This is a genomic window from Sporomusa acidovorans, assembly GCF_900101845.1.
Lineage (GTDB): Bacteria > Bacillota > Negativicutes > Sporomusales > Sporomusaceae > Sporomusa > Sporomusa acidovorans.
Window position 1 is genome coordinate 93,870 of record NZ_FNAM01000008.1, and the last position, 21,943, is coordinate 115,812.

At 44.6% G+C, this 21,943-nt stretch carries 25 protein-coding genes and 1 pseudogene; 12 read left to right on the plus strand and 14 right to left on the minus strand.

The window, feature by feature from the left end; translation table 11 throughout:
* Positions 1-177: 177 nt before the first annotated feature.
* Complete coding sequence (locus tag BLR65_RS07930) at positions 178-450, plus strand: hypothetical protein (RefSeq protein ID WP_093793651.1); 273 nt, start codon at positions 178-180, stop codon at positions 448-450.
* Between the two features lie 282 nt (positions 451-732).
* Entirely contained in the window at positions 733-1,074 is a 342-nt protein-coding gene (locus tag BLR65_RS07935) for a four-helix bundle copper-binding protein (protein WP_093793652.1), read from the plus strand.
* 97 nt (positions 1,075-1,171) lie between these two features.
* Here the strand turns inward: BLR65_RS07935 and BLR65_RS28995 are convergent, their stop codons facing one another.
* Positions 1,172-1,507 (minus strand): hypothetical protein, encoded by a 336-nt coding sequence (locus tag BLR65_RS28995; protein WP_144036437.1) that lies wholly within the window; start codon positions 1,505-1,507, stop codon positions 1,172-1,174.
* Here BLR65_RS28995 and BLR65_RS31595 point away from each other — a divergent pair.
* Positions 1,481-1,684, plus strand: a complete 204-nt coding sequence (locus BLR65_RS31595; protein WP_143122528.1) for a class I tRNA ligase family protein — start codon at positions 1,481-1,483, stop codon at positions 1,682-1,684. The two genes, BLR65_RS28995 and BLR65_RS31595, sit on opposite strands and share 27 nt — an antisense overlap.
* Positions 1,685-2,221: 537 nt before the next feature.
* On the opposite strand, the gene BLR65_RS07945 is transcribed toward BLR65_RS31595, so the two are convergent.
* The 8 genes from BLR65_RS07945 to BLR65_RS31750 form a co-directional block, all read right to left on the minus strand.
* Complete coding sequence (locus tag BLR65_RS07945; protein ID WP_143122529.1) at positions 2,222-2,824, minus strand: hypothetical protein; 603 nt, start codon at positions 2,822-2,824, stop codon at positions 2,222-2,224.
* Positions 2,825-2,922: 98 nt separating this feature from the next.
* Entirely contained in the window at positions 2,923-3,264 is a 342-nt protein-coding gene (locus BLR65_RS07950; RefSeq protein WP_093793654.1) for a DUF7226 domain-containing protein, read from the minus strand.
* Between the two features lie 39 nt (positions 3,265-3,303).
* Positions 3,304-3,921, minus strand: coding sequence for a toll/interleukin-1 receptor domain-containing protein (locus tag BLR65_RS07955; protein ID WP_093793655.1), 618 nt, complete (start codon positions 3,919-3,921; stop codon positions 3,304-3,306).
* Positions 3,922-4,018: 97 nt separating this feature from the next.
* Positions 4,019-5,746, minus strand: coding sequence for an AlwI family type II restriction endonuclease (locus BLR65_RS07960; RefSeq protein WP_211285185.1), 1,728 nt, complete (start codon positions 5,744-5,746; stop codon positions 4,019-4,021).
* A 2-nt stretch (positions 5,747-5,748) separates the two neighbouring features.
* Positions 5,749-7,641, minus strand: coding sequence for a Dam family site-specific DNA-(adenine-N6)-methyltransferase (locus BLR65_RS07965; RefSeq protein ID WP_093793656.1), 1,893 nt, complete (start codon positions 7,639-7,641; stop codon positions 5,749-5,751).
* A 292-nt stretch (positions 7,642-7,933) separates the two neighbouring features.
* Positions 7,934-8,227: a hypothetical protein gene (locus BLR65_RS07970; protein WP_093793657.1), complete on the minus strand. Its 294-nt coding sequence runs from the start codon at positions 8,225-8,227 to the stop codon at positions 7,934-7,936.
* Positions 8,228-8,440: 213 nt separating this feature from the next.
* Positions 8,441-8,641 carry a SymE family type I addiction module toxin gene (locus tag BLR65_RS07975; protein ID WP_093793658.1) on the minus strand — a complete coding sequence of 67 codons (201 nt, stop codon included), beginning with the start codon at positions 8,639-8,641 and terminating at the stop codon, positions 8,441-8,443.
* A 686-nt stretch (positions 8,642-9,327) separates the two neighbouring features.
* On the minus strand, positions 9,328-9,405 hold the full coding sequence (locus tag BLR65_RS31750) for a putative holin-like toxin (protein ID WP_425441013.1): 78 nt from the start codon (positions 9,403-9,405) through the stop codon (positions 9,328-9,330).
* A gap of 647 nt (positions 9,406-10,052) precedes the next feature.
* On the opposite strand from BLR65_RS31750, the gene BLR65_RS07985 reads away from it, so the two are divergent.
* Positions 10,053-10,661, plus strand: a complete 609-nt coding sequence (locus BLR65_RS07985; RefSeq protein WP_093793660.1) for a hypothetical protein — start codon at positions 10,053-10,055, stop codon at positions 10,659-10,661.
* A gap of 2 nt (positions 10,662-10,663) precedes the next feature.
* Here the strand turns inward: BLR65_RS07985 and BLR65_RS07990 are convergent, their stop codons facing one another.
* Together BLR65_RS07990 and BLR65_RS07995 are read right to left on the minus strand one after the other, a co-directional pair.
* Positions 10,664-11,107, minus strand: coding sequence for a methyltransferase family protein (locus BLR65_RS07990; RefSeq protein ID WP_093793661.1), 444 nt, complete (start codon positions 11,105-11,107; stop codon positions 10,664-10,666).
* Between the two features lie 31 nt (positions 11,108-11,138).
* Positions 11,139-11,912 carry an SDR family NAD(P)-dependent oxidoreductase gene (locus BLR65_RS07995; protein WP_093793662.1) on the minus strand — a complete coding sequence of 258 codons (774 nt, stop codon included), beginning with the start codon at positions 11,910-11,912 and terminating at the stop codon, positions 11,139-11,141.
* Positions 11,913-12,158: 246 nt separating this feature from the next.
* Between BLR65_RS07995 and BLR65_RS08000 the strand changes: the two genes are divergently transcribed.
* The 4 genes and pseudogenes from BLR65_RS08000 to BLR65_RS08015 all read left to right on the plus strand — a co-directional run bounded on the left by BLR65_RS08000 (position 12,159) and on the right by BLR65_RS08015 (position 17,308).
* Positions 12,159-12,647: a helix-turn-helix domain-containing protein gene (locus BLR65_RS08000; protein WP_093793663.1), complete on the plus strand. Its 489-nt coding sequence runs from the start codon at positions 12,159-12,161 to the stop codon at positions 12,645-12,647.
* A gap of 222 nt (positions 12,648-12,869) precedes the next feature.
* Positions 12,870-13,091 carry a hypothetical protein gene (locus tag BLR65_RS08005; RefSeq protein WP_093793664.1) on the plus strand — a complete coding sequence of 74 codons (222 nt, stop codon included), beginning with the start codon at positions 12,870-12,872 and terminating at the stop codon, positions 13,089-13,091.
* A 4-nt stretch (positions 13,092-13,095) separates the two neighbouring features.
* Positions 13,096-14,217 carry an efflux RND transporter periplasmic adaptor subunit gene (locus tag BLR65_RS08010; protein WP_093793665.1) on the plus strand — a complete coding sequence of 374 codons (1,122 nt, stop codon included), beginning with the start codon at positions 13,096-13,098 and terminating at the stop codon, positions 14,215-14,217.
* A pseudogene (locus BLR65_RS08015) lies at positions 14,214-17,308 on the plus strand (efflux RND transporter permease subunit). Before BLR65_RS08010 ends, BLR65_RS08015 begins: the two are co-directional and overlap by 4 nt.
* A gap of 107 nt (positions 17,309-17,415) precedes the next feature.
* Here BLR65_RS08015 and BLR65_RS29635 read toward each other — a convergent pair.
* The 3 genes from BLR65_RS29635 to BLR65_RS08025 all read right to left on the minus strand — a co-directional run bounded on the left by BLR65_RS29635 (position 17,416) and on the right by BLR65_RS08025 (position 18,046).
* On the minus strand, positions 17,416-17,568 hold the full coding sequence (locus BLR65_RS29635) for a hypothetical protein (RefSeq protein WP_169716955.1): 153 nt from the start codon (positions 17,566-17,568) through the stop codon (positions 17,416-17,418).
* 145 nt (positions 17,569-17,713) lie between these two features.
* The gene (locus tag BLR65_RS08020) at positions 17,714-17,869 is read right to left on the minus strand and encodes a YvrJ family protein (RefSeq protein ID WP_093793666.1); all 156 of its coding nucleotides are present in this window, start codon (positions 17,867-17,869) and stop codon (positions 17,714-17,716) included.
* Positions 17,870-17,887: 18 nt separating this feature from the next.
* The gene (locus BLR65_RS08025; RefSeq protein WP_093793667.1) at positions 17,888-18,046 is read right to left on the minus strand and encodes a DUF2922 domain-containing protein; all 159 of its coding nucleotides are present in this window, start codon (positions 18,044-18,046) and stop codon (positions 17,888-17,890) included.
* 460 nt (positions 18,047-18,506) lie between these two features.
* Between BLR65_RS08025 and BLR65_RS08030 the strand changes: the two genes are divergently transcribed.
* The 4 genes from BLR65_RS08030 to BLR65_RS08045 all read left to right on the plus strand — a co-directional run bounded on the left by BLR65_RS08030 (position 18,507) and on the right by BLR65_RS08045 (position 21,820).
* On the plus strand, positions 18,507-19,268 hold the full coding sequence (locus tag BLR65_RS08030; RefSeq protein ID WP_093793668.1) for an MBL fold metallo-hydrolase: 762 nt from the start codon (positions 18,507-18,509) through the stop codon (positions 19,266-19,268).
* A 127-nt stretch (positions 19,269-19,395) separates the two neighbouring features.
* Positions 19,396-19,872 (plus strand): MarR family winged helix-turn-helix transcriptional regulator, encoded by a 477-nt coding sequence (locus tag BLR65_RS08035; RefSeq protein WP_093793700.1) that lies wholly within the window; start codon positions 19,396-19,398, stop codon positions 19,870-19,872.
* A gap of 143 nt (positions 19,873-20,015) precedes the next feature.
* Positions 20,016-21,404, plus strand: a complete 1,389-nt coding sequence (locus BLR65_RS08040; RefSeq protein ID WP_093793669.1) for an MATE family efflux transporter — start codon at positions 20,016-20,018, stop codon at positions 21,402-21,404.
* Between the two features lie 65 nt (positions 21,405-21,469).
* Entirely contained in the window at positions 21,470-21,820 is a 351-nt protein-coding gene (locus tag BLR65_RS08045) for a VOC family protein (RefSeq protein ID WP_093793670.1), read from the plus strand.
* Positions 21,821-21,943: the final 123 nt, after the last annotated feature.

Below are 21,943 nucleotides of genomic sequence, written 5' to 3' on the forward strand. Positions count from 1 at the left end.
GCCACGTTTCAGTAACTAAAATACGCATAAAAAATATCCTATAGAGAGTTCAGTCTTACAGGATATTTCCCATATATACTGTCAAGTTTTTACGGCATTATGGCAAAACAAACAATTTGGGTTTATCCGGTTCTTGTCCAATATAAAGCTGCATAAAATAATAGTGAGGTGAAAAGTGTGTCACTTGTAAATACCGATCCTAAAGAGTTCTCTTTGGCTATAAGTTTACTCTCTATAGCATTATCTGAAGGTCAAGATGCGAATGAATTAAATTTTATCGGCAATGTATATATCACCATCGGCACCATAATGGTTACTATCTCGGCCCAATTATCTGCCCAGGAACCAGACCAAAATAACAACCGTGATGCTCAATCGGCAAATCAGGATATCTTGCGTAAAATTGAACAATTACAAGTACAAATTGATCAACTCAAACTTAAAGTGTGATCTATAAAAAAGTAGACTTAGCTTCAGGTGGGGTTTTAACTCCATCTGAAGCTAAGTCGCCCTTATCCAGGGACTTGGCCGCTCTTTAACTCCCACTTTTAGAAGATAGGAGTCTTACTTGTGCAAATTTATTCATTAAAACAGGAAAGTGCTTTTCCTTTGTAAGAAAAAGCGCTTTTTTTGCGCCTTTTTGTCCGCTATGCCACCTTAACCGGAACCTCTGGCCAGTATCAAGCGTACAATATTATGTAACCAAGAGAACACAAGCAAGGAGGTGTTTGAATGCATAACCCCGATTACGATTCCAGCAACTGCTTAGTAAAAATTATTCAGGATTGTGAAGCCATGTGTGAGCACATGACGGCCTACGTTGCCAAACAGCCGAATGTTGAAATGCGGGTAAGACAGCTGCGCTTGCTGCGGGACTGTGCTGATATCTGTGGCTTAACAGCCAAATATGTTGCCCGCTGCAGTGCCTTTGCCAAAGATATCGCCTGTTTATGCGCCCATATTTGTGAAGTATGCGGCGATGAGTGTGCGAAACATCCTGACCATGCCTCGCAGCATTGCGCGCACGTCTGCATGCACTGCGCCAAAGAATGCTATCGTTTCGCCATGGCCTAAACGCTTACGCCAGCTGCCCGGCGACGAAAGTCGCCGGGCTTCAATTCGTCTGCCGCCAGCCCAAGCTGGCGCCCAATCGCCCCTCCCCTAATCCTATTTACTTCACCATAAACGTTGCCGCTAACCCTTGTATCGTCATATTCTCCTGCACACTAGTATGAGGTACAAGAACATACCGCCACGGTTTTCCACCCACCGCCAATTCATGGGCAGTGGCATGTTTACACCACTGTATAGCGGCAGCAGCTTTGTCCTGCACATCCTGCGACGCTATTTCATTGGCCGCCTTGGTTTCCGCTAAGATTTTTTCAGTTTCCGTTTCGACAACGAAATCCGGCTCATAGGACTGATCGCTGCAATAGTGAATTTGCAATTGCCCTTTAGCTGGCTTGAACCTATTATATTCATGGAAAAAGATAACATTCCTTTTCATAGTCTAATACTGCCCGCGCTGCTGCTAGGCTCAAAACAACTTCATTTACCCGACAAAATTGTCTCCAGTGAATATCTTACCATCGAAGGTAAAAAGATTTCGACAAGTTTAAACTGGGCCATATGGGCCTCTGAACTAAAAAAACGTTGTTGTACGGTTGTTGTAAAACTGCTATGAAAACGAAAAAAAGAGCTTTACGAAAACCTCGTAAAACCCTTGAAATATTAGATGATGTTCCGCACTATCGCTTGGAACTAAGCGATTCGCACCAATCAGACTTCGCCTTTCGGCTCGTCTTCTTGGGCTCTCTGCTTATTTGGCGACCCCGGCAGGATTCGAACCCCCGGCCTTTTGATTCGTAGTCAAATTTCGCCATTACTTTTCGTTTTCAAAATGTCATGAATGCTTGATAATGCTGGAATTTCATCACAGACCGTCACAGAACTTTTTCGCCGGGTTGTTGTACGGTTGTTGTAGTACAGTAACGACTGAGTGATGGTGAGCTTACGTTTCACGCTCCATTTTTGGAGCCGCTCACCAGACGCTTAGTTAGTATAACTCAATCCGGACAACTTTGCAAGTGTCTTCTGACAAAAAACATTCTGGAAGGTCTACCATTTACCACCACCGTGCTGTGGTGGTCTTTTTTTGCTATTGAGTTATCCAGGTCCTTTATAGGTGCTAACATTAATCAATGACAACTAAATAAATATCTCATAACATAACTAATCGCCCTATTGCGAGCTGTGATAATGCCATTCGACACAATTCTGGCGAGTCAAAGGAATCGCCCGTCTTCCAACACAAATTAATACCACGGTCCCTAATTAAATAATCAATGTACCATCCATCCTGAATTGGTTGCTCAAGGACTAACCACAGGTTAGGATTCTGGACAACATGGGAATAACGATAACGATAACGATACTCGTATAACTGAGAAATTCCCTTGCGCATCTGATTAACGAAGTTTTGTTGATTAAAAGTTTTCATTTCAAAAAAATAATTTCCTTCAGGTAATTGAGCTGCTAAATCAATGTACTTGCTACACTTAGGGACTGCTCCTCTTAATCTAATTAACCCCACCATTTGCTTTACAAGAAGTTGGTGGTTTCGCACAGTCCGTTCCCTTAAGTCCCGACTAACTTCATATGTAATGTTGCCATTATTCTCTGAGAAGTTCCCCATCCAGACATCTTCAAGTTCATTAAGCAAAGGCTGTCTATCATTAATTTGGCCAGCGTCTTCCTGTAGAAAAACTGCTTGACCCTCGAAAGCAGGCTGCCATAATGCAACGAAGGCACCATTGTGTTGCATTATTAACCTGAGCTCCGTGAGCCAAGTAATTATTGTTGCGCATCTTCGATATGCCAAAGACTCTCCAATACCATTACCGTTACGAATTATGAGGTTGATCAATCCCTCTCTTGTAACACCTGGGCATCGTACGATTCCCCAAAAATCATCTTTATCGGTGGATTACGTAAAATGAGCTCTGCTAATAATACTTCTCTCTGTTCCGGTGAAAGACTAATAAACTCTTGACCCAAAGGGGTAACCATCGAATGATTTGTATTATGAGGCGTAATTAAGCCTATTTGTTCAGCAGCCAATCTATAGTAACGACCTTGTCGCTCTCCTTTACCAATGGCTTGTGCTATTTGTTGATACGTCTTTGCGCCATTAGCAACAGCGAACACTGCAGTTATAACATCCCGAAGAGAATTTGCCTGGGGAATCTCTCGTGATTCCAGCATATGAATCCCTCATTTATTAATAATCAAATTGACCCTTTTTTAAGACGGTACTATCCCAGGCATTAAGAACATGTAATCTAACATGTCCATTTTATACATTTCTAGTAACAATCTTATAGGAAACTCTCCATAATAATCGAAACTATCACTTTTAAAAACCAAATCAGTTCCTTTAATGTAAATTTCGTAGTCGTCGGGAAGATTAACTTTTAAATATTTAATCATCAAATTAACATCTATTTCTGTATTTACTTTTTTTGCAACTAATAAAGCAAGTTCTTCCGGTTCAATGGAATCCCCTCGAATATACCCTGTTGTAAGACGTATACCTGGAATCTCTGTATCATCCAGCCTAACCGGTAAAATATATTCCTGGTTTTGCTGAAAGGCTCGCGTTTGGGCACTCTCTCTTTCGTGGCTAGTCCATAACTTCTCTTTATAATATTTTGAAATAAATATCACGCAATATTGGGATCTTTTTTGATAGATTTCATCCAGGTGCACATAAAGATTCTTTCCCCAAAGTTCTACTTGTTCATATTTATCATAAAAAACCCGAATACCAAGCGCATATAACATATCTGCAACCTTACCTACATATTCTCTGTCTTCTCCAGCAAAAGATAGCACTACGTCATAATCATACTTGTATTCCACGAGTCGTTTCTCTCCTTAAAAATCGCAAATATTCAGTTTGGTTTCGTTACATTTATAAAGCAATTCAAGTGATTGTGGTGCTCTCCGTACCTAGTGCTTAACGCTGAAACTGCTGCACATTGCGGTCTACATATTGCGCTATAAAACGTTTCCATTCCGGTGCAGCGGCATTACTTTCGGCTCGGCATCGAACAAGCAAATCAAAAAGCCTTGCCGGCTCCAACCGTCCTTGAAGTCGGAACGCCTGAGCAAAGAGATTCGTAAACTGCTCCAATGTCAGTGGGACAATCCTCAGGGCAAGCGAAGAGTCATCATTACGATACCAGACACCAATCCGGAAAGTTTCCGCAGTATTGGTATCAATGTTATTAGCTAGAAACAAACCATAGACTTCTTTGTCAGGGTAGCGATCAACATATTGAGCAACATGACGACGTACCGGCTCCCCCTCAGCAGCTTCTTGCCGTGAAGATGCGGTAAGGGTCACCTCAACCACAAGGACAAAGTCCTCAAACTCAAATATCATATCCGGACCATTACCTGGTGCCGTAAACCTTGGCCTAAAATCAACATCAATGTCAAAACGCCTTGCCTCCCATGGCATATTGACAAGACTATCAATAGCCAGAAAGGCTCTCCACAGTACCCATTCCAAATAAGCCGGTGCTTCACCATTTGGAATCATATTGCTTGTACGCGGATTTTGCAAGGCCTGCAGATAGCGATGAATTTCTTCCCATTGCTCCACCTGTTGTTCTGCATAAAGGAGTTCACGCCGCTCAAAAATTTGCTGCTCCATATTATGGCGTAATTGATTAATCTCAGCTACCTCAAGTTCTGCAAGATTAGCTGGTAAAGGCACTTCTATTTGAAATTCACGCCGCAAGGTTTCAGCTAACTCCAATACAGCAGCTGCCGCTTCTGTCAGATTGTCTGTCGGCAATAAACCACCTTGCCAGAAACGGGGCATATATTCCCGTGACGGCAGCGTTTCAAATGGCGAAGCCATAATCTGGCGTACCAGCGTACGTCGATGCTCTGCCAGGGTAATGCCATTGCCGCTTTCAACAAATAAGCCCGTCAATTTTAAGTAACGGAAATTTGTGCCTGCGTAATCATTTAATGTTTGGGCATTCTGAGAAGGTAATCGCGCTGCAGCCTCTTCACGTACTGCATTCCGAAAACGCCGGCGCTCTACTCCATTTAACTCAGCTTCTTCTAATCGATACTGCTCTATAATATCAGCAGCAATATTCACATGAGCTTCCTGGCCTATCACTTGGACGATACTTGCCATTTCATTCTTAGAAATTCGCATGACTAAATTTCGGCGTTCCAATTCCAGCAGTAAAGCCAGAACAATCCGCAACGGATTAAAAGCTTCGATTTCGATGAACTGTTCCAAATCTGACGGTATTTGCTGCACTATTAATGTACGTAAAAAACATTCTTGTTCACTGGGCAAATTTTGAGCTTCCAGAAGACGTCTGCCGCTTTCGGTGATGCGATAGGGTTCAGTATTAATACCCACCCGACGCAATAATCTCTCATCCGGTGTAATAAAACCCAACTGTGTTAAACAGGCCCGCCATTTTCTCCCCATATCGCTAACATCAGCATCAGGATTATCCTCCAGTCGTTGCATAGAAAGTACTTGTGCATCCGCTAATACCCGCGCAAAACGATTTTCATTTTCGGTTCCTTTTAGATGATAAAGGCCGGCAGCAGCAAGCGCCCGCAACGCATATTTGATTCTATACGCCGATCGCACTGTTGTATTTCCTACATACCAGGCTTTAGTCAACATGGGAAGATTCTCAAGCATAGTTAATACCCCACAAATAAATATTCTTGTACTTTATTGTGATTGTCGCTCACTTTATGCCCTTGATTGCCAAAAGAGTACCGATAATCTACCGCGACCACTTCCACATTTGCTTTATATCTGGCCATTAAACCGAGAATTTGCTCCTGGGTTGGCAATGAATTAGAAGAGTAAGACACAATGAGAATACTCTTACGATGTCGCCTAAACAAAGTATTAAAAGCATCATAAGCAGAGCCTGCTGTAGAAAAAGGAGTAGGGTAGCTTTTAAATTTTTTGGTCTTTGTGTTGTCCTGCAACACCACCCCTTGCCAATCCCTTGCCAATCCTTCTACAAAGTGATACCGGCGTACATACTCATTGTCCGAAAGTGGACTATAGTAAGGCGGATCAATATAGACTAAATCTGCATGCCGCCTCAGTTCCATGGCATCTCCATGAAAAGCCTGATTGGTTTTACCATTGTCAAATACAGCTTCATTAATGGCCTGAATGGCTTCCAAGAACTGTTCTTTCAAGGTCAACTTTAGATCCTTTCTTCCATCGTCATAACGAAATCCCGTATACGTAAAAATACCGCGTGGACGTTTTTTAATACAAGCACGAACCAAAGCCGCCATTGCCAAATCTCTTTTTATGGGCTCTTTCATTCTTTTAATATTGGCCCTTACCTGATCCAAAAACAAATTATCCTCATCAATAAAATATAAGTCCTTAAATGTAGATGCAACAAAATTATCATGTGTCCCGGTATCGCTAGTTAACATTTCAATATCGTTTTCTTTAAGCGTAACCTGATTGTTCTGAACAACTGCCCGGGATAAACAAGCCGAAAATGTCATGTAATCATTAGAAAGCACTTGCTTTCCTTGCGTCTTAAACATATAGCTTACCACACTGCTGCCAGCAAACAAATCAAGGACACTGTCAAACTTAAATTCGGAAGCTACACTCCAAATGCGATTAATCAGGTTTTGCTTGCTTCCCATATACCGAGTGGCCGGGAACAAATTCATTTGCTCAGACATAACTACCGGCTGCCCAATAGCAAACAACCTGGGGGTCGGTTCAACACTTACAATAACGTCTTCGCCATTTCTTTTTTTAGCATCACAACTGATATATCGACGCGTATTGAATACTTCAACCTTATATTCAGCAAATAGCTCATGCACTAGCGAGTGATTGGAGTTAGTTAATAAGACATGACAACCCAGATCTTTTAAACGTACTATTTCCTCCGCCAATTCCCGGTGGTCATCTTCATAAAATTGCTCTTTTGTGTAGCGTTTAAAATCTGCATATTTTGATACGGGTAAATACGGCGGATCCAAAAACACAAAATCTCCTGCTTCAGCCGTTTCACGCAGTACCTGCTTGTAATCGCCGCATACTATGCGTACCTGGGCAAGTCTTTCACTAACAGCGCGTAAATTATCTTCATCACATATGGTTGGCTTTTTATAATGGCCAAAAGGCACATTAAACTCACCTTTGCGGTTAACGCGATATAATCCATTGTAACAAGTCCGATTTAAATAAATTGTTCGCGCGGCTCTTTCTGTCAAAGACAACTCTTCTCGCTTAACACTACGCAACTGATAGTAAAAGTCCTTATCATTAGGCATTGTGCGAAGATTGTCTATTACCCGCTCAACGTCTGTCGCAACCGTTTTATATAATTCAATAAGTTCTGGATTAGCATCGGCAATAACCGCAGATGTAGGCATTAAAGCAAAAAAGAAAGCTCCTCCACCAAAAAATGGCTCTATGTACTTACCATACTTCTTCGGTGCCCGAGCTAATAGCAAGTCACTAAGTTGCTGTTTTCCACCTGCCCATTTTAAGATTGGCTTTGGAAGTGCTCGTGCTGTTTTTATATCGGCCAGGAACATATGAACACCTCCCTCAAAATCTTCGCGTATACCAATGGTTTAGGAGTAAGTTCCAAGTTAGCGGGAAGCAGTTACTTTACATCCTTATCAATCCTTGGCATTACACGTTTTATGCCCTAAACTAATGAAATCAGCTTCTTAGTCCAAATTGGCAAAATTAAATAATTGATTCGACAAAAATTAGTAAAAGACCTGCAATTTTATTTTTCCCTTCAATACAAAGTTGACGTACTCACGAAGCTATGCATTTACAATTCGGAACACTTGTTCGTATTTAGTTTAACTTATTTATTTACTTTTGAAAATAGTTAAATTCACATTCCTGCCTAAAAATATTTAAGAATACATTGGATACAGCAATAAAAAAACTGCCGGCATCACCGACAGCCTCCCTGCAGAAACTGAATAACCGGCCCCAAGACCAGCACAGTCCGCCGATCAGCACGGCCAACCAGAAGACCGACAGCAGCAAACTGTGGTCGGCGCAGTACCGGATGCTCGGCCGGTCATCCCGGTCCAGCGCATTCCAGTAGCATACCCACAGTGCGGCCTCCACCCGCCAACGTCTCACCAGATAGTCCCACATACCCCGCACACCTCCCGCTCATCGTCAGCGGCTCCCCGCCGCCGTCACTCTCCAAAAGAGCGCGGGAGTAATCGTCCTATTGTGCTAAAATTCCGGCGCGGCACACCGTGTCACCCGCAGGGGCGCAGCGAGAGCGGAGCAGGCGCAGCCTTGACCGGTGTGATACCATGAAAAGACCGGCGGCGGGGCGTTTCAGCGACTAGACCTCGCTTTTTACTTTTCGGTTATTTCATCGGTCACAGCTTTTATAAGCAAAGTCCCGCTGTGTTCTTCGATAGCAATCTTATCACCACTCTGAAAGCCAAGATCCTGAAGCCATTTGCCCTGCAGCCGGATGAGCGGTCGCCGGTCTTTACCATTGAGATATGTATAATAGACAGTCAAAATACGTGAGGTTTCCCTTTCACTGGACAATTATATACCCCCTATCGCAAGCTGCAGCAAGGCCCTTGATCATGGCAAGCACTTGCCGGACAGCTTTTTTATAGGGGGAAATTAAAAGCGCATGCGAGGTTTTTTATACCCTACACATGCGCTTTGCTTCGTCGTATGCTAAATCCCAATACCAACAAGCCAGGACATACCCAGCCTTCAACAGAAAAGCGGTCAATAAAATATGTAAACGAATGCTTGCCCTTCTGTTGACAGTGTATTAGGAATAGGCTTAGTCTCCTGCTGCATGAAGTCGCACAGCCTGCTCCTCTCCTGTCGGCATCTCTGTTACACGCAGTGCCTCGCTTGTGTTCAAGCGGGCGGCATTGTATAATAGAAATGTCGTCGTGGACAGCTTGACTGTTACGTGTAGGTGCTGATACCACCTGCGCGTGCCTCGGAAGTGTTCCACCACTTCCGGGTCACGGCGACTTTTTAATTTCCACCTATTTCTAATTATAGCTTATTTCAAATGAATTGCAAGTAAACTAAAGCCGCGCAGGCAGGATTTTTTCCTGACCGGTTGCATATTTTTATTTCAATGGGTATAATATAAGAAAAGGACTGACGTGTTGCTAGCACGCCAGCCCCATAGGTTGTCTAACCGGAAACGGTTAGCCTCAGTTTTGATTATTTACGAAATAACCGCAGTCCTTGGCTAGGGGCGGTTATTTTCGTTTTATGATTAAAACAACAAGTGTTGCAAATGCGATCATCAGATACATTGCCTCAAATATTGTCATCATACCACCCCCTTTCAAAAAGGGTGTGGCCAACCGCTCCCTTGACAACCTTACGCTTATTATAGCATATTCTGCCAGAGAGAACAGGAAAATTTTAGCTTTAATCAGGGTCACTGCGCCGCCTTCTCAACACGAAGGCGGTCTTTTTATTTTCCCCGCCGCGCAGTTCGCGGCTCCCTTGCTGCCGGCAGGCCCGTTGGCACGGGGCGCGGCCGCGCGGGTTTGGCCGCCGTGACCGGTGCGCTCCCCTGCCCGGCTTACTGTCGCCACCGGCCAGGCTTACGATGTGCGGCCACATGGGTTTCGTGGCTGCTCATGGTAAGCCGTTTATTGGGCTGTAGACATCGGACTGCGGTTTCCCCCTCCCGTTTGTTCGTCGGGAGGGGGTCAGGGGGTGGGTTCCCTAAAGCGGAACCGGGCCGTCTGGTGCCGCCGCCGTCTGATTGCCTCCCGGCTAGTGAAGGGCCCTGACGTGGCCGCGTACCCCTCAAATTGTTCGGCCGCACCTTAGCGGGGGGTTTGGGGGGTAGTCCTTCCCGTCAGGGCGCCCGGAGTCCTCCCTTCCCCCCGAATTTCAATCGCGGCCCACCGCTTGGACGGCAGAGCCATTCAGGTGGGATAGGGGGCTCGGGGGGAAGGGAGGACGGAGAGTGGACACATGCCTTTGGTGTCCACGGGGCGGGACAGGCGCGGCCGCGGCAGGGAACGAACGGCTGTTACCTCCTAGCCAGGCGAGTGGCGGCAGGTGGCCCGGTGGAGCGGTTTGGTTGCCACCGTTCTCCGGGCTTCGTGCTTTGTTTTTCGTTCCCGGCGGTCGGCGGGACGCCCGGCTGGGTCGGTCGGTGGTTTTGCGGGCGGTCCGGCCGGAGTGTCCTGCCGAGGCCCCGCGCAGCGTGCGGGGCCAGCCGACGTTCCCCGGTTTCCCCGGCAGTCCGGGCGCGAGCGGCAGGGAGTGCTCCGGTCTGCGTCCCCTGTCCAGACTGACGAACAACCGCCGGCAGGATACGGCTCTAAGCGCCAGCGGTGGCCGGACGGGAGCGGATGAGGAGAGTGGAGCGTCAGCGGAACGCCGCAAGCAGCGGACGACCGGCCATAGAGCGGTATCCGTTTTTGGGGTACTGGTTGGCACTAAGCGGAGCAGCACGAGGACGGCAGGCGGAAGACGCGCCAGCGGCTGCAGCGCCGCCCGCAGGGATGCGGAGCGGGCCTTTTGCAGCAAAGAACGATCAATGGTTTCTTCACTATCTAAGGAATCCTAAGTTTAGATCCATCGTCTGACCTTTCTCTTGTAGTCAAGATAGGCTTTCCCAAATTTCCTATCAAGCATCTTTTCTTCCCATCGTATATAACCAAGATCCATTGCCACAATAAATAGCAGCGCTATCAGCAGAGCTGATAAAGAACCCATGAAAAGCCAACTGCCAAGGATAAACAGCACAAATCCCAGATACATAGGATTTCTTGAATATTGATACAATCCATTGGTAACCAGAACAGACGGTTCATCAAATGTCATCACTGAAATTTTTAATTTTTGAAATAAATTGGAGCCAATGATAGAAATGCCCAATCCGATAACGATGAACACAATTCCTGAAAAGTTAAAGGGAAATCTTACAATGTAATATATAGGCACTGTGAACTGCAATACGATCATGCATCCTATGCTGATTATAAGTAAGGTTGGAGGCAATATTCGGTTCATAAAATCCCCCAGTTTAGCTGTTTAATCTTTATTAATTTGTTGTTAATCCGCCATCAATATTAAAAATGCTTCCCGTTACCCAGCTTGCCTGGGCTGAAGCGAGATACACCGCTATACCCCCTAGTTCTTCCAAATTACCAAACCGGCCGAGTGGATAATTCGTTCTTACAAACTCGTTGAACGTTTCTCTTTTGTCCCCAGGAAGGTTATTCACATAAGCCTGCACTTTAGCCGTACGGACATTTCCAGGCGCAATCGCATTAACCCGTATACCAAATGGTCCCAATTCATAGGCCAGAGCCTTTGTAAAAGCGTTAACCGCCCCCTTAGTCATGGAATATACTGTTGAGAAAATCCCGGGCATTACCCGAAATGCATGAAAAGAGGAAATATTAATAATACTCGCCTGGTTTCTTTTTAACGATGGTAGCAAAGCTTGCGTAAGCAAGAAGAGGGCTTTTACATTTAAATCAAAACTGTAATCTATTTCTTGCATACTAACGGTTTCAAAAGAAGAGAATTTTGCGACGCCGGCATTATTGACCAAAATATCAATTTCCAGGAAAATATTTGCTATCTTCCCAGATAATTCTGAGAAAGAAAGAAGGCATGATAAATCATACGACAGCGTTTCCACTTGAACACCCGTATTCGACAAGGATAATGCCGCCTTACATAATTTTTCCTCATTTCTGCCAATCAACAGTAGATTGGCACCATTTTGGGCCAATGCTTTGGCAATTTCATAGCCGATACCATCACTTCCACCAGTAACAATTGCATTTTTCTTTTCTAACAGTTTCATAACCTGACCCCCTCTTAATGATTAACCGTGCTCTTATCCTAAATAACTTCCAGCGGTAGTGACCACCTAGACCGCAAGGTAGAACATCCTGCAGCCCAGACAACATACCTAGCAGTCACTTTGCCTGTAAATGCTTCAGCAAACGGTTCAGAAATAGTATAAATCTTCAAGTCAACTTGAAGTCAAGAATAAAATCATTTACAATAAAACCTAAACCTACTGCTTAGATAAAAGGTGTGTGCGCAAATGAAAGAAAAGTTATTAACGATTGGTCAGGTTGCAGAACTTTTTAAAATCCGTACATCGACCCTGCGTTATTACGAAGACATCGCTTTACTGCAGCCGGCGGAACGCCGCTCATCGCGTCGCTATTACAGCGAGAGGGAACTGCAAAAACTTACACTGATACAGCTTCTCCAAAATAATGGGCTTAGTCTGGAAGATATACGCCAGGTGCTGACTGACCCGAATGGCATTAAAAACTGGCGGGAAATCTTTAATATAATCATTGACAAACTGGACGAAAAAATCCGGCTGGCACAATCATCCAAGAATTTTCTTGCCTATATGCTGGACTGTCCGGCAGCGAATCTCTTTCAGGGAAGATGCCCAGTGCTGGGCCGGGAAATCGAATGCCGCCCTGATCAAATTTGCCAGTGTCCCCGGTTTCCGGAATTAAAAGCCATTCATTCACACAAAGCCTCTGCCAGTCATTGTCATTCGTCCGGTTTCTGATCTTCCAGCCGGGTTACTTTCTTTTACTATAACACCGCAATAACGCAATTAGAAAAGACCAAAACTCTCCAATGAGTTTTGGTCTTTTCTAATTACTATGCCTCTCGCTGCTTTGGTAAATTATCATAAATCTTCTTGACTTAAAGTCAGCTTGAAGTTTTAGACTGTTAACAGAACCTTGGAATTATACCCTCATAACAAAAACAAGGAGGTCTTATGTGAATGTCTACTATGATTCACGGCGTGCCGATAACGGCAGATCCCGCATTGACATGGGAAGAGATCAACGCCATTGTGGCTGAACTGGTCCGAACCTGGACCTGGGAAGGCAGAAATTTAGGAAAGATAGAGCTAATTAGCGACGGGCAGCTGGTTCATGTCTGCTCTTACGAAAAACCGGATATTCAATTTTTCCCGTTGCGCAATAAAGATACCAAGGAGTGAAATCATGCAGCCGTTAGATTGGTTACACCAATGGCCCAAAAAGAAATTATATTATGGATTAGCTGCTGTCGGTTTAGGATTATGCATCTTCACCGGCGCACTCTGGAAGCAGGATAAGAAACCCACAGATTTCACCAGCGACATCCTGTTTGTGACAACTGCCGTGATTGGAGCGGCCAATGCCGCTCAGGAGTACACTTATTCCGGGGAAGTACGCGGCCGGTATGAAAGCCAGCTGTCTTTCCAGGTCAGCGGTAAAATCATCAAGCGGAATATTGAACTTGGCAGTATAGTGCAGCCAGGTGACATATTAATGCAGATTGATGCCAAAGACATTCAGCAAACCGTAAACAGCAGTTCGGCCCAGGTCTATTCCGCCCAGTCACAGCTTAACCTGGCGGAAAGCAATTTGAGTCGCTACCGGCAGTTATATGCGCAGAACGCAATCAGCCGGGCGCAGCTTGACCAGTACGAAAATGCCTATCAAGTGGCTCAGGCCGCTGTGCAGCAGGCCTCGGCCCAGTATGCGCAAGGCTCCAACCAATTGGACTACAGCCTGTTGCGAGCCGATAAGCCGGGCATAGTCTCTCATATTGCCGCTGAAGCAGGCCAAGTGATTGGGGCCGGGCAAACTGCAGTCACGATTGTGCAGGACGGTGACCGGGAGGTCGAAATCCATGTTCCAGAAAACCGGATCGAAGAACTGCGCCATGCCAGACAGCTTACAACCACCTTCTGGGCTCTGCCTGACATCACTGTCAACAGCAGCATCCGGGAAATAGCCCCAATGGCCGATCAAACCACCCGCACTTTTAAAGTACGCATCCGCCTTATCAACCCGCCGCCGGACGTAAAACTGGGTATGACAACTTCCGTTACCGTGCCGGGTACTGTACAGCAAACGGTAACGATTCCGCTGGCAGCCGTTTATCAAACCGGCACCACACCTTCTGTCTGGGTGGTAAAAGATAATGTCCTGACCCTGCGCCCTGTTCAGATCGGTGCTTTTGGCAACGGAACCATACAGGTCCTCAGCGGTCTCGATCAAGGCGAACAAATCGTCATCGCCGGAGTACATAAACTCAAAGAAGGTCAGCAGGTGCGAACCGGCGGTAACAGCTTATGAGACATGTTAATCTTACCGAGTGGGCACTCAATCACAAACAATTCATTTATTTCTTTATTACCCTCTTTTTTATTACCGGCCTATTCTCTTATATAAACCTTGGCCGCATGGAATACCCGGACTTTACCATTAAACAAATGGTCGTCAATGTTGCCTGGCCGGGAGCCACCGCCCGTCAAATGGAAGAACAAGTCGCCGAAAAAGTGGAAAGGAAACTGCAGGATTTGCCGGGGCTGGACTATTTAAAAAGCTATTCCACCCCGGGGCAGACAGTCATTTATGTCAGTTTAAAAGATACCGTGCCGCAAAAAGAACTCCGGGCACGTTGGGTAGAAGCACGCAACCTGGTTAATGATATAGCGGGCACCTTGCCTGCGGGTGTTCAGCCGCCCCAGTTTAACGACCGGTTTGATGAAATATACGGAGTCGTCTACGCGTTAACCGGTGATGGCTATACCTACGAGCAAATGCGCGAAAGAGCGGAAAAAATCCGCCGTATCCTTCTCGGAGTCCCCAGTGTAAAAAAAATTCAGCTGCTCGGAGTCCAAACCGAAAAAATTTATATTGAAATTGAAAATAGCAAAATGGCTCAGCTCGGAATTGACCCCAGCTTGATTCCCGCCACTCTGCAGGCGCAGAATCCATGTCTGCATCCGGCATGTTGGAAACAGCCACCGACAATCTGTACCTGCGGGTTACCGGAATGTTCGAAAAACTGGATGATATCAGTAATACGCCCATCGAAAGCAATGGCCGGACCTTCCGCTTAGGCGATATTGCCAAAGTAACCCGCTCCTATGCTGAGCCGGCCGACCCGCAATTTTATTACAATGGCCAGCCTGCCATCGGCATTGCGCTGGCCATGGAATCGGGCGGCAATATTCTGACGTTAGGGGAAAACCTGACGCCAGTTGTTAATCAAATAAAAAAAGAACTGCCGGCCGGACTGGAAATCCATCAGACAGTCAATCAGCCGGAAGTCGTAAAAAATTCAATTAATGAATTTGTCAGATTGCTGGCAGAAGCGGTAGCTATTATTCTGGTTGTTAGCTTTGCCAGTCTGGGAATGCGTTCCGGCCTTACCGTTTCCCTGTGCATTCCCTTGGTACTGGCAATCGTATTTACCTGCATGAAACAACTGGGTATTGATCTGCAGAAAATGTCGCTGGGCGCCCTCATTATTTCCCTTGGCCTGCTGGTGGACGATGCCATTATAGTCATTGAAATGATGTCGGTCAAAATAGAGCAGGGCTGGACCCGTTACAATGCCGCCTGTTATGCCTATACCACATGTGCTTTTCCCATGCTGACCGGTACCCTAATCACCTGCGCCGGTTTTATTCCCCTGGGCTTTGCCCTTGGCAGCGCGGCCGAATACTGCTCCTCTATTTTCTCCGTCGTAACCATTTCCCTGCTTGCTTCCTGGTTTGTGGCCGCAACCGCCACACCGCTGCTGGGCTGCCGTTTTATCAAGCTTAAACCCAAAGCAGCTGGTGAACCGGATTTATATGATAGCAGGTTCTACCGGTTATTTAAACAAACCTTGATTTGGTGCCTGTCTCACCGCAAAACCGTCTTAGCAGCTACAGCAGGCGTGTTTTTCGCTTCTATTAGCTTATTGGGACTGGTTAAACAGGAGTTTTTCCCCGCCTCCACCCGCCCTGAGCTCATTGTGCAACTCAAACTGCCGGAAGGAGCTTCACTGAAAAACACGGAAGCAGCCGCCGGTCAATTTGCCGAAAAACTGAAGAATCATCCGCAAATAGCTTATTATACATACCATGTAGGCGAAGGTGCACCCCGCTTTATCTTAACTTTTAACCCTACCTTTAACAAACAGAATTTCGCTGAGTTTATTATTGTCGCCAAAGACGTTAAAGCCCGGGACGAACTGCGTATTTCCCTCAATCAATGGTTAAACGAGGCGCTGCCTGGCGTGCATGTCTACGCGAAAGTCATCCGTAACGGATCACCGACAGATTATCCGGTTATGCTGCGGGTAAAAGGCTATGACCATGACAAAGTCCGGGAAATTGCCGGCCAGGTTGCAGCCGTCATGTCGGCTCACCCGGACACCACCAACGTCAATCTCAACTGGAACGAAAAAAGCAAAATTCTGCATCTGTTTATTGATCAGGATAAAGTCCGGAATCTGGGTATCACATCTCAGACCCTGGCAGCTATGCTGCAAACACAGCTTTCAGGCACACCGGCTGCCGAATTCCGGGAAAATGATAAAACCATTGATATGGTTTTCCGTTTTGACATCCGCGACAGAAAATATCCCTCCCAGCTGAAAGACCTTGCAATCCCTACCGGCAGCGGCAGCTATGTAGCGCTTGACCAGATAGCCAAAATTCGTTTTGAGGCGGAAGACGGCCTAATTTTCCGCCGAGATTTAAAGCCGATGATTATCGTACAGGCGGATACAAAACCCGGTGTGATGGGGGCTGACAGCATCACCCATCAAGTCTATGCCAGCCTCGCTGAATTACGGGCCAGCCTGCCATTGGGCTACAGCATCGAACTTGACGGTACAGCTGAAGAAAGCCTCAATTCCGCAAAATATTTAGCGCAACCGGTACCGGCCATGATCATTGTGATTATGATCCTCTTAATGATACAACTGCAGAACATTTCCAAAATGGTATTAACCTTACTTACAGCGCCACTGGGTATTATCGGCGTTGCTGCAGGTCTCTTCCTAACAGGAAGTCCGATGGGATTTGTTGTTCAGCTCGGCATATTAGCCCTGTTCGGGATTATTATGCGCAACTCGGTTATTCTGATGGACCAGATTGACCAGCACCCTGCGGCCGGCGAAACCACCTGGGATGCTATCATTAACGCCACAGTGACCAGGTTCCGCCCCATCTTTTTAACGGCAGCGGCTGCAATCCTGGGCATGATACCACTGATTTCCAGCATCTTCTGGGGTCCGATGGCCGTTGCCATTGCCTTCGGCCTGTTTGGCGCTACCATACTGACACTCATCGTGCTGCCGGTAATGTACGCGGCGTGGTTTAAAGCAATTCCGAATTCTCGTCCAGTACAAACTATAACAATGACAGCCCCTAACCATCCAGAATAATGAGCAGTATACCTCCTGCGTAGACAGACTTCATAGATGTGAGGTACTGCTTTTGCAATACCAAAGCCATTGACATCTGTTTGCACAGCGTCAATGGCTTTGATATTTTACCGTTGTAATTGTCGGACCACCATCACCAGTCCCAAAATATCCCGAATCATTTTCAGCCGTTCGGCATGCTGCTTCTCAAACGTATCCGGCAAGGCGTCCATCACCGCATCCAACGTGGCCAGCCATTCATCAATACTTGCCTGTGCCATCCTTACCGGCTCCTTTCTTGCGGGAAGACAACGTGACCGGCCCTGATGCCGACTGCGCCTCCTCCCGGATGCAGTTCTCTTCCTCCGGCTCCACCGCCTCAATCCGTTCCGCATCCGCCGGCGGCGGGCCACACTGTTTTTAGCATCATTTTTTCGTGACCTCCATCCTTTCGACGCAATTACACATCTGGTTGATTGCGCTGGTCAGTTCGGTCAGGCGCTTTTCCAGTCTGACCAAAAGGTAGAAGGCCACGACCATGGGAAAACCGTACGTCGCCGTCAGGCGGGCCCTTTCTTCCATGACGCGACCTCCTTATCATTACTTCAGTTCATTGATTGCCAACTGGCGGATTTGCGCTTCCTTGGCAGTCACCAAATCGCCGCTGGTACTGGAAAACACATTTTTGGCAATAATAGTGGCCATTACTGTCTGCACTGCCGCCAGCGTCAGACCATCTTTCGGGTCTTTTACTGCCACCGTTACCTAAATCGTGCTATTCTGCGGCATTTTTACTACAGCCATCGTTACCCCTCCTTTCTTGTAAACGTTCCACGCAAAAGGCACACCCCGGGAGGTGTGCCTTTCTGCGCCTGGAACGGATTATGACAAGCGCGGCCAGGAGGTCACGCGGGTCACCAACGCTTTGCCCGTCCCAGGAGCAATATTTTATTTTATTTATAATATATGCAATTTGAAATATTGTAAAGTATTTTTCTTGACAGCACTCCAAATTTATATCAGCTCCTCTATCTAGATCTAAACAAACAAAATTCATGACGTTTGTATAATTTCGATATCCGCACAACAAAGATTGGAGTTACTCTTTCCTATTGGCGTTCCACTAAACTAAATAGTAAGTGCTTGACAAAAGTGTATAGCTGCTATATGCTCTTGTTAAGGTTCTGCAAGTTCCTAAAATAATAAAAGGAGGCATTTCATGAACATCATACCATTAAAGCTTAGTGTAACTACTTGTTATTTGCTTGCCCATAGTGACAAATACATATTAGTAGATACCGGTTACGAAGTCGACTGGAATCTATTTTGTAAGCAACTAAAAAACGTCCAGGTTGATTTCTCACAAATCAGTCACATCCTACTAACCCATCACGACGATGATCACTCTGGTCTGTTAAATCGTATTATCACCAGAAATAGTACGATTCATGTTGTGATGTCGCGTCGGGCAAAAGACTTATTGGCAACAGGGAAAGATGATCGATCACACGGTAAAAAACTTATCAACAAACGCCTCAAGCTTTTATGGGCGCTATCGTTAAAACGCCTAAAGATACTCCTCTCTACCGGAAAATATATTACGAAAAAAAACGACGGAAAATTCCCCCCCTATTATGTACGATCAAAAGATCTTTTAATTACAAACGAAACCAGGCTAAAAGATATTGGTATTGATTTAGAGGGAACAATTATCGAAACCCCCGGTCATACTATTGACTCAATCACCCTTATATTGGATGATGGCAATGCTTTTGTCGGGGATGCGGCCGCCAACATGCTTCAGTTTGCAGGAACAAATTACTGTGTGATCGCATTAGAAGATTTTGATCAATATTATCAAAGTTGGCAAAAAATTATTGATTATAATGCTCAACATATCTTTCCCGCCCATGGCAGCCCGTTTCCCGTGGAAAAATTAAAGCAGAATATAGGAAAAAACACACGCAGCACACAGTTATAAGAATTTATCTAACCGGCTTACGTACCTGCAGATCCATGCTTCCTTTCCTTGGAACTTATCAGTCTGACCATATATATAGTATGGTTTTTATATTGACAAAAGCGTATAGTTGCTATATGCTTTTGTCATGATGAATACACAAAATTTACATGAATTAAGAGTTAGCTACCCTCTTTTAAGAGTAGTCTACAAGTTTTTTGAAATTGAGAGAAAAACTCGTTATTACGGTACCGACGTACCGTTATTTCCCTCGGAGATTCATATGATTAACAAAATAAAACAAAACGAAGGAATACATGTAACCGGTTTGGCCAATATTCTCAACGTAACGAAGGGCGCGGTCTCGCAAATTATAATGAAGCTGGAGAAGAAAGGATTAATTCAAAAAGAAAAGGACAGTAATAATCAATCCAGACTGGTATTAAAATTGACGGCTAAAGGGGAAACCGCCTATCATAATCATGAAAAGTTTCATAAAAAAATAGAGGTTATGGTAAATGAAATAGTCAAAGATGCCTCTAAGGAAGAGGTCAAATTTTTTAAAGATGTTTTAATTACTTTAGAAGAACGACTAGAGCTTTTTAAAAAGGAAGTTGAGCAATAATTTTTTTAAATCAAGAGTATAGCATCTATACGCATGGTAAATTTGTATTTATTGAAAGGAATGATGAGTGTGAAATTTTCCGGAAGCGTATAGTATCTATACTGAAAATTAAAAGCATCTCTATTGGAAAGGAACGATGGAAAATGGATAAAAACGATCAAAAAATTAAGCTGATGGCGGAGGAAAAGATTCCGAAAGTGTTGCTGAAGTTTAGTGTACCGGTAATTATCGGTATGCTGGTAACTGCTTTTTACAATGTTATCGATGCGATGTTTGTGGGGGGATTAGGTACAAGCGCCATAGGAGCGGTATCGATTGCTTTCCCGATTTCCATGTTTCTCATGGGCTTAGGGCTAACTTTTGGCAGCGGAGCGTCTTCCTATATTTCCCGGCTGTTAGGTCAGGGAAATATCGTGCAGGCAAATCGGACGGCTTCCACAGCTTTTTTTAGCAGTCTGTTCATCGGGATACTTACGATAACAATAATACTGAGTTTTTTAGATGAAGTTTTATTATCTTTTGGCGCAACTACAACGATTTTGCCCTACGCCCGCGACTTTTCCTCAATATTTATTGCTGGTTCCATACTAAGTATCATCGATGTAACCTTGAATAATATAGCAATATCGGAAGGTGCTGCCAAAATAAGCATGACGGCTATGATAGCAGGGGTAATCATCAATGTAATTTTAGAGCCGCTCTTTATTTATACGTTTGGCTGGGGAATAAAAGGAGCGGCGATTGCTAATGTAGTGGCCCAGAGTGTAACTACTTTTTTATATTTGCAATATTTTTGGGGCAACAAAAGTTATGTGAAAATAGCATTTCAATATTTTGTTGTTGATAAAGAAATATATACTCAAATATTGAAAGTAGGACTTCCCCTGCTGATTTATCAGATCTTAACAAGTGCCTCCATGGGATTAACAAATGCAGCAGCCAGTAATTTTGGCGATGCTGCTGTGGCTGCCATGGGGATTGTTACCAGAGTCTTTGCCATAGTGACCTATGTGGTTTTTGGCTACTCAAAAGGGTTTCAGCCACTCGCCGGATTTAATTATGGCGCCAAAAAAATTGACCGATTAAAAGAAGCAGTTAGCGTTTCCCTTAAATGGACTACCTGGTTTTGTGGAATCAGTGCATTGTTGATCATGGGTTTTTCAAATTCAATCGTTGCTTTGTTCAGCAATGACCGTGCGGTTATTGATATCGGCAGTAAAGCTTTGATCGCCAATAGCGTCATATTTATTTCCTTTGGCTTTCAAACGATCTATATATCACTATTTTTGGCGCTTGGCAAAGCCAAAGCGGGTGGCGTGTTAAGTATGGGAAGACAAGGCATATTTTTTATTCCTGTCATTTTTGTATTGCCGCCCATAATTGGTATAGATGGAGTGATTTATACGCAACTGATTGCTGATATATTAACAACACTACTCACGGCAATATTAGCCGTGATTTTAAAGAAAGAGATTAACGGTTTAACCGAAAATAACATGGAACAACCTGCCGAGCTATTGCATGAAAATTAAGGTTCAGATTGTAATGGAACGTGTAATTTATGTCAATTTTAAATTAGTTTATTAGGGGGATAACAATGAGGATACAACAAGTTTTAAATCGGTTTTATGTACATGATGTTGAGCAATCAATAGGATTTTATGAAAAGGTGCTAAATGAGAAATGCAATTTGAGGTTTAAATATCCTCAAGCAAATTTAGAAATAGCACAAGTAGGAAATATTCTACTTATAAGCGGCTCTGATGAAAGTTTGAGGCCGCTTAAAGATACACAAGCAACATTTATCGTAGATTCTATTATCGAATTTAAAAATTTTTTACTAACCAATGGTGCTACAGTTATCAACGATGTGAAGAAAGTTCCCACCGGAATGAATATGACTGTAAAACACAAAGATGGTACTAAAGTTGAATATGTTCAACTTTAGTATGAGTTAAGAAAAGCCTGAACAATGGCTTCTCTTAAAAATATTCATATTCATCACAGCTGGGTTGCAAATAAAAACCAGTTGCCTGCCGATTCGAAAAAAGTTGCTCTTTATTATGCAAAA